This is a genomic window from Pseudomonas sp. SIMBA_041, assembly GCF_046535095.1.
Taxonomy (GTDB): Bacteria; Pseudomonadota; Gammaproteobacteria; order Pseudomonadales; family Pseudomonadaceae; genus Aquipseudomonas; species Aquipseudomonas mucoides.
The window spans coordinates 20,649-33,805 of the sequence record NZ_JAWRXJ010000002.1; the positions used below are offsets into that span (position 1 = coordinate 20,649).

Here is a 13,157-nt window from a genome sequence, read left to right on the forward strand (position 1 = left end):
GGTCAAATCGCTTCCTTGAGAATGACACCGGGTTCGACACGCAATGAAAACAACGACCCATGACCGACTTCAACATTGAGCAACTGCTCACGCGGCATCCCCCGCGCTTGAGCCAGCAATAAACGCATGACCCCACCATGGCTGATCAACAGGACCCGCTCGCCCGCGTAAGCAATAACCAGTCGCTCAATGGCCGCCCGTACCCGAACGGAAAAGTCGGCCACCCGCTCGCCGCCCGGCGGCGTAAACGAATAGGGATCAGCCCAGAACAGCCCCAATGCCTCGGCATCGGTGTCCATCAACGCCGCTGCGCTCTGCCCTTCCCAGGCACCGAAGTGCAGTTCTTGCAGGTCTTTGTCCAACTGCACCGGCAAACCCAGTTGCACACCGAGCTCTTCAGCGAAACGCGCACAACGCTGCAACGGCGAACTGACCAATCGATCCCACGGCCCCTGCTCGATCACCGCCGCGCGCATCTGCGCCCAGCCTTTTTCGGTCAGCGCGTCATCGAGACTGCCACGCAATCCGCCACCGAGCTCGGTCTCGCCATGACGCAACAGGTCCAAGTGCAACGTCATGCCGGACGGTCCGCAACCGCCGCTTCGGCGAAGGTTGCCATCTGCCCGTGAAGGTCGCAGGCCAGACGCAACAACGGCACGGCCAATGCGGCACCGCTGCCCTCGCCCAGTCGTAAACCAAGGTCCAGCAACGGTTCCGCGTTCAGGGTTTCCAGCACATGACGATGACCCGGCTCGGCACCGCGATGGCCGAACAGCAGCCAGGCACGGCATTCAGGATTCAAGCGCACCGCCACCACTGCCGCGACGCTGCAAATAAACCCGTCGACCAGCACCGCCACGCCTTCTTGCGCACACGCCAGATAGGCCCCCACCAGCGCAGCAATTTCAAAACCACCCAGATTGAACAACGTCTGCAACGCGTCCTCGCGCTGAACACCGTGCAGCGCCAACGCGCGCTCGATGACCCGAGCCTTGTGGCTGACACCCGACACATCCAGACCGGTGCCCGGCCCGGCCAGATGCACCACCGGACAATCGAGCAAGGCACAGGCCAATGCACTGGCAGCGGTGGTGTTGCCGATGCCCATTTCGCCACCGATGTACAACTGCGCCCCGACGGCGATGGCACGCTGCACACTGTCGCGACCAGCCTGCAAGGCGAGTTCGCCCTGGGCCGTCGTCATGGCCGGGCCTTTGACGAAATTCGTCGTGCCGGGGCCAACGTTCAAGTGACGCACACCGGGTAGATTCAAGGTCGGGGTCACCGTGCCCAGATCCACCACTTCCAGGGAGGCGCCCAACTGCCGCGCCAACACGCTGATCGCTGCGCCGCCAGTGACGAAGTTGTGCAACATCTGCCCGGTGACTTCCTGAGGAAACGCCGACACGCCTTCAGCCACGACACCATGGTCACCGGCAAAAATCGCGATCCACAGATGGTCCAGGCTCGGCTTGACCTGCCCCTGTAACCCGGCCAATTGCACCGCCACCGATTCCAGTCGACCGAGGGAGCCGGCGGGTTTGGTCAGTTGCTGTTGACGCGCCTGCGCCTGTTCGACGGCTTGCGCATCGATCGGCTTGCACGGGTTCAGCCACCAGGATTGAGTCATAACGCAGTTCCTTTCAGAGTCAGGGGTAGGCCGGCGACGGTCAGGACGACGCGTTGGCAGCGCTCGGCCAGGGCTTGATGCAGCCAACCGGCTTCATCGACGTAGCGGCGAGTCAATTCGCCCAGCGGCACGACACCCATTCCGGTTTCGTTGCTGACAAAAATGATTTCACCCGGCAACGCGGCCAGGCAGTCCAGCAGGGCTTCACGTTCAGCGTTGAGGCGTTCGGTATCGTCGAGCATCAGCAGATTGGTCATCCACAGCGTCAGGCAATCCACCAGCAGGCAACGATTGGCACTGGCGGTTGCGCGCAGGACGCGGGCGAGCTCAATCGGTTCTTCGATCAATCCCCACTCGACGGGACGACGGGCGCGGTGATGGGCGACGCGGTCGCCCATTTCGCCGTCCAGCGGTTGGCTGGTGGCGATGTAGGTCACGGCCAGCTGGCTGTCGGTGGCGAGTTTTTCGGCCAGTCGACTTTTGCCGGAGCGGGCGCCGCCGAGGATCAGTTGGAGCATGGTTCATTACCTTTTAATTGTCGGCGTGGCGACTGCCTCATCGTGGGCAAGCCCGCTCCCACAAGGATCGGGACTGTTCACAATCTTGGGCACAAATACGGCCCCTGTGGGAGTGGGCTTGCCCGCGATGGCGGCCTCTAAGCCACCTCAAATCCCGCAGAGTTGACGCAGCAGCCCGGTATCCAGATGTTTCTCCACCAGATCCGCCAACCGTTCGATATCCCGCTCGCGCAATGCGTGGTAATCGACCTCCTGTACATTCTGCAACCCCGCCCAGCGCAGCAACGCACTGCACGCCGCCGGCGATTCAAACAAGCCATGCAGGTACGTGCCGAAAATCTGCCCATCCACACTTTGCGCGCCATCGCAGCGACCATCGTCCAACTGCACAGCGGCGTTTTCCAACGCCGGCCCGGTGGTCACGCCGGCATGAATTTCGTAGCCGCTGACAGCCGCATCTTCCAATGCCAGACGACCGCGCACATTGCGCAGTTGCTTCTCTTCTTCGAGCTGCGTTTCAAACGCCAGCACCCCCAGACCAGCGCTTGAGCCCGGTGCGCCTTCCAGACCCAGCGGGTCGTGTACGTGCTCGCCGAGCATTTGCAAACCGCCGCAAATCCCGAGGACTTTGCCGCCGTAGCGCAGATGACGACTGATCGCCGAATCCCAGCCATTGGCCCGCAAATACGCGAGGTCGCTGCGTACGCTCTTCGAGCCGGGCAGGATGATCAGGTCGGCCGGCGGGATCGCCTGGCCGGGACCGATGAACTGCAGATCGACTTGCGGATGCAAACGCAGCGGATCGAAATCGGTGTGGTTGCTGATGCGCGGAAGCACCGGCACCACGACTTTCAGTACCTGGTCGGCCTTGTCAGTCTGGCGCTGATCGATGCCATCCTCAGCCTCAAGATGCAGATCCATCACATACGGCAGGACACCGATCACCGGTTTGCCGGTGCGCTCTTCGAGCCAGTCGAGACCGGGTTGAAGCAAGGCGATATCGCCGCGAAAACGATTGATGATGAAGCCCTTGATCCGCGCCTGCTCCGTCGGCGACAGCAACTCCAGCGTGCCCACCAGATGCGCGAACACCCCGCCGCGATTGATGTCGGCGATCAACACCACCGGGCAATCCACCGCTTCGGCAAAGCCCATGTTGGCGATATCGCCGGCCCGCAGATTGATCTCGGCGGGTGAGCCCGCGCCTTCGACCATCACCACCGGATAGGCCGCGCTCAAGCGTTCGTGAGAGGCCAGCACCGCTTGCATGGCGATGGTTTTGTAGTCGTGATAGGCAACCGCGTTCATGGTCGTGACCGCGCGCCCGTGAATGATCACTTGGGCGCCGGTGTCGCTGTTGGGTTTGAGCAGCACCGGGTTCATGTCGGTGTGCGGTTCAAGGTTGGCGGCCTGGGCCTGCACGGCTTGCGCACGACCGATCTCACCACCATCGGCCGTCACCGCGCTGTTGAGCGCCATGTTCTGCGGTTTGAACGGCACGACGTTTACGCCCTGGCGCACCACCCAGCGACACAGCGCCGTCACCAGCGTGCTTTTGCCGGCATCGGACGTGGTGCCCTGCACCATTAACGTGGTCATTGGCCTTCCTTGGCATAGGCTTCAAAGGCTTGCGCCAGGCGAGTCCAGTCCGCTTCGTCAGCGGGCAGACCCAAACGCAGGCTGCTGTTGTGTGGGAACAAGCGCAACAAGATGCCCTGACGGGCCATGAACTCATGCAACTGCTCGGCTTGATCGGTGATCAACCACTGGAACAAGGCACATCCGCCCTGCGGCTTGAACCCGAACTGCTCCAGCAGCCGCGCCAGACGTTCGCTGGCCTCTTCACTGCGCTGACGTTGGCGGACGTGACCTTCGGTGTCCAGCAGGCAGGTCCGACCAATCACTCGGGTCGGCCCACTGACCGCCCACGGCCCGACTTGCTCGGCGAGCAGTTTGAGCAGCTTGCGCTCCGCCAGCACGAAACCCAGCCGTACGCCGGCCAGACCAAAAAACTTGCCGAACGAACGCAACACAATCAAGCCGACCAGATGGGTAAACGGCGCCACACTCAACTGCGGCGTGTTGTCCATGAACGCCTCGTCCACCACCAGCCAGCCGCCGCGCGAGGCCAGGCGAGTGTGCCAGTCGAGCAGCCGACTCGGGGTCAGGCTCAGGCCGGTCGGGTTGTTCGGGTTGACCACCACCAGCACGTCGAGGCTGTCGATAAAGAAGTCGACTTCCTGCTCCAGCACTTCACGCACGATATAGCCGCAGCGCCGCCAGGCTTCGGCGTGCTCGGCATAACACGGCGACAGCACGCCGACCTTGCCGGCACGGCGCAAACGCGGCAGCAACTGGATGGCCATTTGCGAACCGGCCACCGGCAGCACTTGTGCCGCGCTGTAATAGTCGCAGGCCGCCTGCTCCAGGCCGTCATCGGTTTCCGGCAAGCGTGCCCAGGCGCGCAGCGGGATGTCCGGGACCGGAAATGGCCAGGGCGCCAGGCCGCTGGACAGGTCGAGCCAATCGGCTTCTGCAATGCCGTATTCGAGCGCCGCCTTGCGCAACCGGCCACCGTGCTCAAGCATAGAATTCAGCCCCCACGCAGAGAATCAGCAACCATAACCATACCCCGCGCTGGACCAATTGCCAGCCGCGATCAATGGAGTCGGCATCCGCCGGCACACCTTCGCCCAGTTGCGGACGCTGATGCAGCTCGCCGTGATAAATCGCCGCCCCGCCCAACTCGACGCCTAATGCACCGGCGCCTGCCGCCATCACCGGGCCGGCATTCGGGCTGTCCCAGGTCGGGCCTTGGGTCCGCCAGCATTTCAACGCCAGCCGGGTTTTCCCCAACAGCGCGTAAGTCAACGCCACCAGCCGTGCAGGAATGTAATTGAGGACGTCGTCGATCTTCGCCGCGGCCCAGCCGAAGCGTTCGAAGCGCTCGTTGCGATAACCCCACATCGCATCCAACGTGTTGCTCAATCGGTAGAGCACCACGCCGGGCGCGCCGGCCACGGCAAACCAGAACAGTGCGGCGAACACGGCATCGCTGCCGTTCTCCAGCACCGACTCGGTGGCCGCGCGGGCGACTTCGGTTTTATCCAGTTCGCTGGTCTGGCGACTGACCAGATAACCGACACGCTTGCGCGCCTCGTCCAGGTCATCACTGCGCAGCGCCTTGGCCACCGGCTCGATGTGTTCGCCGAGGCTGCGCATGCCGAGGGCGCAGTACAGCGCGAGGATCTCGACAACCCAACCGACATAAGGCGCCCAGGACAATGCCGTGGCGAGCAAGGTCAGCGGCACCACCGCCATCACCCACGCGGTGACGCCATGGCTGCGCCAGCCGCGACCTTCCCCATTGAAACGTTGCTCGATGCGCTCGGCAAAACGACCGAACGCCACCAGCGGATGCCAGCGTTTGGGTTCACCCAGCAGCGCGTCCAGCGCCACGGCGGCGACACTCAATAACGCCACACTCATTGACTCACTCCCCAATAATTTTCGCACAGCAACTCACTGAGTGGACGCGCTTGCGCCCAGCCTTCGAGTACCAGCATCGGCGCCGGATAGAATTCCTTGACCGGGCCCAGGCAAAGAACCGCCAACGGTTTGGCCCCGGCCGGCAAACCCAGCAGGTCCGCCAGCGCTTGCGGCTCGAACAGCGACACCCAGCCCATGCCCAGACCTTCGGCGCGGGAGGCCAGCCAGAGGTTCTGGATCGCGCAGGACAACGAGGCCATGTCCATCTCCGGCAAAGTGCGACGGCCGAAGATGTGACGCTCGCGATCATCCATCAGCGCGGCGACCAGCACCTCGGCGCAGTCGTTGATGCCTTCGACCTTGAGCTTCATGAATTCGTCGGTGCGCTCGCCGAGGGCTTCGGCGGTGCGGATGCGTTCCTCCTCCACCAGCGACTGGATCTTGCCGCGCAGGGCTCGGTCGCTGATGCGAATGAAACGCCAGGGCTGCATCAGGCCGACGCTAGGCGCCTGGTGCGCGGCTTCGAGCAGGCGTCGCAACAGCTCGGGCTCGACCGTGCCGCCGCTGAAGTGACGCATGTCGCGGCGCTCGCCGATGGCGCGGTAGACCGCGGCGCGTTCGGCTTCGGAGAATGCGTTGTCAGTCATGGCCTCTTCGCGAGCAAGCTCGCTCCCACAGGGTTGAGGTGATCCAATGCAGGAGTGGGCCTGCTCGCGATGGTGTCCTGATGATCAGGCACGAACAGCGCGGCAACCGCCGATGGATTGGACGGAAAATAAAAGTGCACATAAGAAGCCGTCATCCGCCCCTCACGATAAACCGCCTCCGCCCCGCGCCCGCCATTCGGGCTCAGGCCACGCGCAATCGGCTCAAGCTCGGTACTGGTCAGCGAATGGTGATACGTGTGGCCACGCAACGAACCTTCCGGCAATTCCACTGCTTGCAACGCCAACGCGGCCAGACGCTTTTGCATCACCGCATCGCCCTTCAGCAAGCCCACCAGTTCGGCACGAGTGCCGTCGACATCGATCAGCGAGTCGAGCAAATACAACATGCCGCCACACTCGGCCAACAGCGGTTTACCGGCCGCATGATGCGCGCGGATCGCGTCGAGCATCGGGGTGTTCTGCGACAGTGCAACATGGTGCAACTCCGGATAACCGCCCGGCAGATACAGGCTGTCCGCCTCGGGTAATTGGCGGTCACGAATCGGCGAGAAAAACCGCAACTCGGCGCCCATGGCTCGCAGTAAATCCAGGCTCGCGCCGTAGGTGAACGCAAACGCTTCATCACGGGCCACGGCAATTCGTACACCCGCGAGCAACGGCTCGGCAGGGATCACATCCGGGGCGGCAAATTCCACCGCAGGTGGTAGCGCCACCTCGCAACTGTTGGCCAACGCATCGGCCGCCGCATCCAGGCGCAGATCGAGGTCATTCAGCTCACTGGCCTGAACCAGGCCCAGATGACGGCTCGGCAATTCGATCCCGGTTTCCCGCGACAACGCGCCGTACCAGCGCAAGCCTTCGGTGAGGCTGCCTTCAAGCAGTTGCGCATGACGCAACGTGCCGACGCGATTGGCCAACACGCCGGCAAACGGCAAGTCCGGCTGATACTTCGCCAGGCCCAATGCCAACGCACCAAAGGTCTGCGCCATGGCGGTGCCGTCGATCACCGCGAGCACCGGCACACCAAAGTGCCGCGCCAGGTCGGCGCTGGACGGCGTGCCGTCGAACAAGCCCATGACGCCTTCGATGAGGATCAAGTCGGCTTCAGCGGCGGCTTCCCACAACAGTCGACGACTTTCCTGCTCGCCGACCATCCACATGTCCAGTTGATACACCGGCGCACCGCTGGCGCGTTCGAGAATCATCGGGTCGAGAAAGTCCGGGCCGCATTTGAATACGCGCACCTTGCGCCCCTGATTGCGATGCAAACGGGCCAGCGCGGCGGTGACGGTGGTCTTGCCCTGACCGGAGGCCGGCGCGGCAATCAGTACCGCCGGGCAATGACGAGGTTGACTCACAGCTCGACGCCTTTTTGCGCTTTGATCCCGGCCTGGAACGCGTGCTTGATCACACCCATTTCGGTGACGGTGTCGGCGAGCTCGATCATTTCCGGTTTGGCGCCACGACCGGTCACCACCACGTGCTGCATCGGCGGACGTGCCTGCAAATCGCTGAGCACTTGATCGAGGTCGAGGTAGCCGTGTTTGAGCGCAATGTTCAGTTCATCCAGCACCACCAGGCCGATGGACGGATCGCCGAGCAATTCACGGGACACCGCCCAAGCGGCTTCGGCGGCTGCAATGTCACGCTGGCGGTCCTGGGTTTCCCAGGTGAAGCCCTCGCCCATGACATGGAAGCGCACTTGCTCCGGGAAGCGACGGAAGAACAGCTCTTCGCCGGTGCTGTTACGGCCCTTGATGAACTGCACCACACCGCACTGCATGCCGTGGCCCATGGAGCGGGCGAGCATGCCGAACGCCGAACTGCTTTTGCCTTTGCCGTTGCCCGTCAGCACCAGCAGCAAGCCGCACTCGTTCGGGGAATTGGCAATGCGTTCGTCGATCACGGCTTTTTTGCGCTGCATGCGCGCCAAATGGCGTTCGTCACGATCTGGGGTATCGGTCATGGGGGAGCTCTCCGTTGAGGCTGGATAACGGCGGGCAGGCACAAGAATAGACGGCAAGAAGCCTGGCATCGCCCACCGTGATGCCGCTGGATGAATCAGGCCGGTCTCCGGGCTCATGAGCGGCTTTGGCCGGACTGCGCGCCTTCCCATGTCGACAACAGACACAGTGGCTCAAGGCGCAGTCTTCACTCATTTACCGTTGCGGGGGCAGCGCCGGGATCGTGACGCTTCGTCGCTTGACGATAGTCACTCACCGGCTTCCCTGTTTCACTCTGTCGGCCACTGCCACAGAGCACCTGAAACAAGCCGCGAAGGTTAGAGGGTTGGGGGTGGAGCGTCAAATGAAGACAAAGCCCCAGCGAGCGATATACTGCCGCCGCTCAATTTACTGACGCCAATCTTGCACCACACGGTCAGCAGTGATATCAAAGAGCCACAAACCCAACAACACAATTACAAGGGTGAGCAACATGCAAGGCATGATTATCAGCAATCCGAAGCTGGAATTCCTGCGACCGGTGCTGGAACGCTGGTTTGACTGTATCGACCGCTACAACTCGGTTCGCGGCGATAACGAAGCGCCTTACTGGCATGACGAAAAGGCTAACCTTGGCCTGCTCAATGCCGCTGCGTGGATGGCGGAAATGGTCACTCTGCAAAATACAACGACGCGTAAACAGAACGAAGAAGGCGAGCGCAATGCCCGTGCCGATCTGTTTATTGCGACTGCTGAAGAGCGCGCCTACTTTCAGGCCACTCAACGCTGGCCCAAGGTCAACAGCCTGAACCTGACCCAGGCGCTGCAAGACATCACCAGCGATGCCAAACGCATCAGCTACGCCAGCGACCTGAAACTCGGCTGCCTGTTCGTGGCTCCGCAAAAAGCCCAGCAGAGCGCGACCCCAGAAGAACTTCAGGACATGGTCGACGACCTGCAAAAGGAACACTGCTGCGCCGTGGCCTGGTACTTCCCTTACGCCTACCGCAAATTGCGCAATGAAGCCGGCAACTATCACCCCGGCATTGCGGTGCTGCTCAAGGAAGCTCGCGGCTGACCGGTTGAACCATCGCTCTGTTTAACTTCTCTATGAATTAAGACACTGCATTCATAGGGAAGACCAGCATGCGCAAACCCCCGCTCGTTCTCGTCATCGTGCTCGCCGGAGGGCTTGCCGCCTGTGGTGAAACCTCCAGCCTGCAAGTCTCCGACGGCACCGGCCCGTCACCCAAATTGCCCGAACCGAATAAAACCCTGATCCCGACGGTGAACATCGCCCCGGCGGTCGGCTGGCCGGCCGGCGCGAAACCCACCGCTGCCGCAGGCACCCAAGTGGCGGCCTTCGCTGAAGACCTCGATCACCCGCGCTGGCTCTACGTGCTGCCCAACGGTGACGTGCTGGTGGCCGAAACCAACGCGCCAGCCAAACCCGATGACGGCAAAGGGATTCGTGGCTGGGTCATGAAGAAAACCATGGGCCGCGCCGGCGCCGCCGTCCCCAGCCCGAATCGCATCACGCTGCTGCGAGACAAGGACCATGACGGCATCGCCGAAACCCGCACGGTGTTCCTGGAAAATCTCAATTCACCATTCGGCATGACGCTGGTCGGCAGTGACCTGTACGTGGCCGACACCGACCGCTTGTTGCGCTTTCACTATGAAAGCGGTGACACCGCGATCAAGTCGCCGCCGATCAAGGTGGTCGATCTGCCGGGGGGCACGCTGAATCATCACTGGACCAAAAACGTCATCGCCAGCAAGGACGGCAGCAAGCTGTACGTCACGGTGGGCTCAAACAGCAACGTCGGTGAAAACGGCCTGGACAAGGAAGAAGGCCGCGCGGCGATCTGGGAAGTGGACCGCGCCACCGGTAATCACCGGATATTCGCCTCAGGCATTCGCAACCCCAACGGCCTGGCTTGGGAGCCTCGCAGCGGCGCGCTGTGGACCGCAGTCAACGAGCGGGACGAGATCGGCAGCGACCTGGTGCCGGACTACATTACTTCGGTCAAGGATGGCGCGTTCTACGGCTGGCCATTCAGCTATTACGGCCAGCACGTCGACATTCGCGTCGAACCGCAAAACCCGGACCTGGTGGCCAAGGCCATTGCACCGGACTACGCAGTCGGCCCGCACACCGCTTCGCTGGGCCTGACGTTCGCTGAAGGCAACACCTTGCCCGCGCAATTCAAGGAAGGCGCCTTCATTGGCCAGCACGGCTCGTGGAATCGCAATCCGCATAGTGGCTATAAGGTGATTTTCGTGCCGTTCTCGGGTGGCAAACCGACCGGGCAACCGGTGGATGTGCTGACGGGATTCCTCAATAAGGACGAGGACGCCATGGGCCGTCCAGTGGGCGTGGTGATTGATCAGCAGGGAGGCTTGCTGGTGGCGGATGATGTAGGGAACAAGGTGTGGCGCGTGTCTGCAACCCAATAACCGCAACCCCCAATCCCCCGCAGGAGCGAGCCTGCTCGCGATAGCGTTGGATCTGTCACGCTGATGTTGGCTGACTCACCGCTATCGCGAGCAGGTACAGCGGTGTGTCAGGGGTTACGCGCCAGGTGCTCAGGCTGCAGAACGCGCTTGGCGCTCAGGTACGCCTTCTGCCAATAAGCCTTGGACAGACTGTCGAGCTTCACCGTGCCGCCCGTGGCTGGGGCATGAACGAAGCGCCCTTCGCCGACGTAAATCCCGGCATGGCTGACCTGAGAGCCGCCATTGGTGGCGAAGAAAATCAGGTCACCGGTTTGCAAACCTTCCTTGCCCACGTTGGCCGCTTGCATGCTGATCATTTCGCGCGTGGTGCGCGGCAGGGAAATGCCGGCGGCATCCCGATAAACGTAACCGATCAGCCCACTGCAATCGAACCCCGAATCGGGGGTATTGCCGCCCCAACGGTAAGGTGTGCCCACGAGCCCCAACGCACGGAACAATACCTCTTCCGCTTCGGGCGAGAATGCTTGAGAAGAACCAAAGACGATGGGCGCGCGAACCACCGGCGCAGGAGGCGGTGTGCGGCTGGCGCAGGCACTGAGCAGCGCTGCGAAGAACATGAGTGCGAGGCGGGCCGACATCGTCATAAGCAGAACATCCTGATCTGGCTGCGGCTTTTTCTGCCAGGAAGACAGAAAAGAAAACCGCCTGCGTTGGACGCAGGCGGTTTGCCATCAATATTAGATCTGGATTCTAGCGGCTATGCGGCAAAGTTCAAGTAAGACTTTAACTTCACCTTACAAGTTGTAGGTTTACTTGCGAGCGGTGACCACAGTCGGGGCCATTGCAAGAGCGCGCTTGGCCTCGATGAAGGTTTTGCTCCAGTAGCTGTCGCCCAGGCTATCGACCCGGACACCACCGCTTTTGCGGCTGCTGGAGTGGATGAACTGGTTGTCACCCAGGTAGATCCCGGCGTGACTGACGCGACCACGACGACCGTTGGTGGCGAAGAACAGCAGGTCGCCCGGCTTCAGCGCGCTGCGAGCTACCAGAGGTGCGTCCACGTTGATCATTTCGCGAGTGGAACGTGGCAGGTTCATGCCCGCCTCTTCACGGAACAGATAACCGATGAAGCCGCTGCAATCGAAACCGGCTTCAGAGGTACCGCCGAAACGGTAACGGGTACCGATCAGGGACATGCCACGTTCGAGGATGCTGTCGGCCAGAACCGGAAGCTGGTACGACTTGCCGTCGGCGAAGTCAGCCAGTTCTTTATCGGTGGCCAGCTCTTCCTGGAAAAGAACGGAAGAGGATTGCGCGGTAACTGAATTTTTAACCTGCTGTTGTTGCTCTTGCTGGGACACTGGAGAGTGAGCAGCGCAACCGAACAACAGGGTGACGAGTGCGAGAGGCACGAGGGGTGCGAAGCGCTTTAGCATGGGCACGACCGTGGCTGATAGTTGTAAAGAAGTCGAGACTATGCCCGCTATCATCCTCATTTGCAAATTCAATCGAACTTTATGTGACTTATCGGTTTCTCGTTAACATCTAAGCGCTTAAGCCCACTTTAGACGCTTGCGCCGCCTGCAACCCTGTAGGAAAGCGCATTTCCTGGCGCCTGAAATATGCCGAAACCCCTGCCAGGCTTAGGTTTTACCAGCCCAGCGTTTCTTTCAGGAAGGGAATGGTCAGCTTGCGCTGAGCTTGAAGAGAGGCCTGATCGAGGCGTTCAAGCAGCTCGAACAGCGCACTCATGCTGCGAGTACCGCGGGTCAAAATAAAATGCCCGACTTCATCGGTCAGGTGCAGGCCACGACGCGACGCACGCAACTGCAAGGCACGTAATTTGTCTTCGTCGGAGAGCGGCCGCATCTGAAAGATCAGGGCCAGGGTCAAGCGCGATTTCAAGTCCGCCAGCTTCACCGGCAGTTCACGCGGCGAGGTCGACGCGGCGATCAGCAGGCGCCGACCGCTATCGCGCAGGCGATTGAACAGATGGAACAGCGCCTCTTCCCAATCCGCCCGACCGGCAACCGCCTGCAAATCATCCAGACAGACCAGTTCGTATTGTTCGAGGTTATCGAGAATCGAGATGCCACGGTCCAGCAGTTCGGCCAATGGCAGGTAAACCGCCGGCTCCCCCAACTGCTCGAAGCGCAGGCAGGCCGCTTGCAACAAGTGCGTACGCCCTACCCCGTCCTTGCCCCAGAGATAAATCAGGCTTTCGGTCCATCCGGCGTCGGCTTCGCATAGCCGCTCGACATAGCCGAGTGCAGCGGCATTGGCGCCTGGGTAGTAATTGATAAAGGTAGCGTCGTCACGCAGACGCACACCTAGGGGCAGCTGAATCGGTTTCATGCTGACTGAACAGTTCCAAAGGAACCGTTAGTGGCCTCTGTGTAAAGTTTGCGAAGTTTATACCCGTGACGCTGGTCGCACAATGCGACAGACC

Annotated in this window: 14 protein-coding genes and 1 riboswitch; of the genes, 2 read left to right on the forward strand and 12 right to left on the reverse strand. The window is 61.5% G+C overall.

What is annotated here, in order from left to right:
• Positions 1-2: 2 nt before the first annotated feature.
• The 9 genes from cobC to cobO form a co-directional block, all read right to left on the reverse strand.
• Entirely contained in the window at positions 3-578 is a 576-nt protein-coding gene (cobC, locus tag SB725_RS03760; RefSeq protein ID WP_027922447.1) for an alpha-ribazole phosphatase family protein, read from the reverse strand.
• Positions 575-1,630, reverse strand: a complete 1,056-nt coding sequence (cobT, locus tag SB725_RS03765; RefSeq protein ID WP_027922446.1) for a nicotinate-nucleotide--dimethylbenzimidazole phosphoribosyltransferase — start codon at positions 1,628-1,630, stop codon at positions 575-577. Before cobT ends, cobC begins: the two co-directional genes overlap by 4 nt.
• Positions 1,627-2,148 carry a bifunctional adenosylcobinamide kinase/adenosylcobinamide-phosphate guanylyltransferase gene (gene cobU / locus SB725_RS03770; protein ID WP_059181355.1) on the reverse strand — a complete coding sequence of 174 codons (522 nt, stop codon included), beginning with the start codon at positions 2,146-2,148 and terminating at the stop codon, positions 1,627-1,629. Before cobU ends, cobT begins: the two co-directional genes overlap by 4 nt.
• Positions 2,149-2,295: 147 nt before the next feature.
• Entirely contained in the window at positions 2,296-3,747 is a 1,452-nt protein-coding gene (locus tag SB725_RS03775; RefSeq protein ID WP_410921294.1) for a cobyric acid synthase, read from the reverse strand.
• Positions 3,744-4,736: a threonine-phosphate decarboxylase CobD gene (gene cobD / locus SB725_RS03780; RefSeq protein WP_410921296.1), complete on the reverse strand. Its 993-nt coding sequence runs from the start codon at positions 4,734-4,736 to the stop codon at positions 3,744-3,746. Before cobD ends, SB725_RS03775 begins: the two co-directional genes overlap by 4 nt.
• Positions 4,729-5,637, reverse strand: a complete 909-nt coding sequence (gene cbiB, locus SB725_RS03785; protein WP_027922442.1) for an adenosylcobinamide-phosphate synthase CbiB — start codon at positions 5,635-5,637, stop codon at positions 4,729-4,731. Before cbiB ends, cobD begins: the two co-directional genes overlap by 8 nt.
• A complete protein-coding gene (gene bluB, locus SB725_RS03790; protein ID WP_410921298.1) occupies positions 5,634-6,284 on the reverse strand; it encodes a 5,6-dimethylbenzimidazole synthase in 651 nt (216 codons plus the stop codon). Before bluB ends, cbiB begins: the two co-directional genes overlap by 4 nt.
• Positions 6,281-7,663, reverse strand: a complete 1,383-nt coding sequence (locus tag SB725_RS03795) for a cobyrinate a,c-diamide synthase (protein WP_410921300.1) — start codon at positions 7,661-7,663, stop codon at positions 6,281-6,283. Before SB725_RS03795 ends, bluB begins: the two co-directional genes overlap by 4 nt.
• On the reverse strand, positions 7,660-8,271 hold the full coding sequence (gene cobO / locus SB725_RS03800; protein WP_194939820.1) for a cob(I)yrinic acid a,c-diamide adenosyltransferase: 612 nt from the start codon (positions 8,269-8,271) through the stop codon (positions 7,660-7,662). Before cobO ends, SB725_RS03795 begins: the two co-directional genes overlap by 4 nt.
• Positions 8,272-8,351: 80 nt before the next feature.
• A riboswitch (cobalamin riboswitch) is annotated at positions 8,352-8,586 on the reverse strand.
• A 155-nt stretch (positions 8,587-8,741) separates the two neighbouring features.
• On the opposite strand from cobO, the gene SB725_RS03805 reads away from it, so the two are divergent.
• Both SB725_RS03805 and SB725_RS03810 read left to right on the forward strand, forming a co-directional pair.
• Positions 8,742-9,326, forward strand: a complete 585-nt coding sequence (locus tag SB725_RS03805; protein WP_027922438.1) for a hypothetical protein — start codon at positions 8,742-8,744, stop codon at positions 9,324-9,326.
• A 68-nt stretch (positions 9,327-9,394) separates the two neighbouring features.
• The gene (locus SB725_RS03810) at positions 9,395-10,708 is read left to right on the forward strand and encodes a PQQ-dependent sugar dehydrogenase (RefSeq protein WP_027922437.1); all 1,314 of its coding nucleotides are present in this window, start codon (positions 9,395-9,397) and stop codon (positions 10,706-10,708) included.
• 107 nt (positions 10,709-10,815) lie between these two features.
• Here the strand turns inward: SB725_RS03810 and SB725_RS03815 are convergent, their stop codons facing one another.
• The 3 genes from SB725_RS03815 to hda all read right to left on the reverse strand — a co-directional run bounded on the left by SB725_RS03815 (position 10,816) and on the right by hda (position 13,063).
• Complete coding sequence (locus tag SB725_RS03815) at positions 10,816-11,352, reverse strand: C40 family peptidase (protein WP_027922436.1); 537 nt, start codon at positions 11,350-11,352, stop codon at positions 10,816-10,818.
• Positions 11,353-11,517: 165 nt separating this feature from the next.
• Positions 11,518-12,144 carry a C40 family peptidase gene (locus SB725_RS03820; RefSeq protein WP_027922435.1) on the reverse strand — a complete coding sequence of 209 codons (627 nt, stop codon included), beginning with the start codon at positions 12,142-12,144 and terminating at the stop codon, positions 11,518-11,520.
• 214 nt (positions 12,145-12,358) lie between these two features.
• Positions 12,359-13,063 (reverse strand): DnaA regulatory inactivator Hda, encoded by a 705-nt coding sequence (gene hda, locus SB725_RS03825; RefSeq protein WP_010456804.1) that lies wholly within the window; start codon positions 13,061-13,063, stop codon positions 12,359-12,361.
• Positions 13,064-13,157: the final 94 nt, after the last annotated feature.

Bases quoted from the DNA above. Each gene is read 5' to 3' on its own strand.
- SB725_RS03775 (WP_410921294.1), bottom strand. From the start codon at position 3,747: ATGACCACGTTAATGGTGCAGGGCACCACGTCCGATGCCGGCAAAAGC.
- SB725_RS03820 (WP_027922435.1), bottom strand. From the start codon at position 12,144: ATGCTAAAGCGCTTCGCACCCCTCGTGCCTCTCGCACTCGTCACCCTG.
- bluB (WP_410921298.1), bottom strand. From the start codon at position 6,284: ATGACTGACAACGCATTCTCCGAAGCCGAACGCGCCGCGGTCTACCGC.
- SB725_RS03805 (WP_027922438.1), top strand. From the start codon at position 8,742: ATGCAAGGCATGATTATCAGCAATCCGAAGCTGGAATTCCTGCGACCG.
- SB725_RS03810 (WP_027922437.1), top strand. From the start codon at position 9,395: ATGCGCAAACCCCCGCTCGTTCTCGTCATCGTGCTCGCCGGAGGGCTT.
- cobU (WP_059181355.1), bottom strand. From the start codon at position 2,148: ATGCTCCAACTGATCCTCGGCGGCGCCCGCTCCGGCAAAAGTCGACTG.
- cobT (WP_027922446.1), bottom strand. From the start codon at position 1,630: ATGACTCAATCCTGGTGGCTGAACCCGTGCAAGCCGATCGATGCGCAA.
- cobD (WP_410921296.1), bottom strand. From the start codon at position 4,736: ATGCTTGAGCACGGTGGCCGGTTGCGCAAGGCGGCGCTCGAATACGGC.
- cobC (WP_027922447.1), bottom strand. From the start codon at position 578: ATGACGTTGCACTTGGACCTGTTGCGTCATGGCGAGACCGAGCTCGGT.
- hda (WP_010456804.1), bottom strand. From the start codon at position 13,063: ATGAAACCGATTCAGCTGCCCCTAGGTGTGCGTCTGCGTGACGACGCT.
- SB725_RS03815 (WP_027922436.1), bottom strand. From the start codon at position 11,352: ATGACGATGTCGGCCCGCCTCGCACTCATGTTCTTCGCAGCGCTGCTC.
- cbiB (WP_027922442.1), bottom strand. From the start codon at position 5,637: ATGAGTGTGGCGTTATTGAGTGTCGCCGCCGTGGCGCTGGACGCGCTG.
- cobO (WP_194939820.1), bottom strand. From the start codon at position 8,271: ATGACCGATACCCCAGATCGTGACGAACGCCATTTGGCGCGCATGCAG.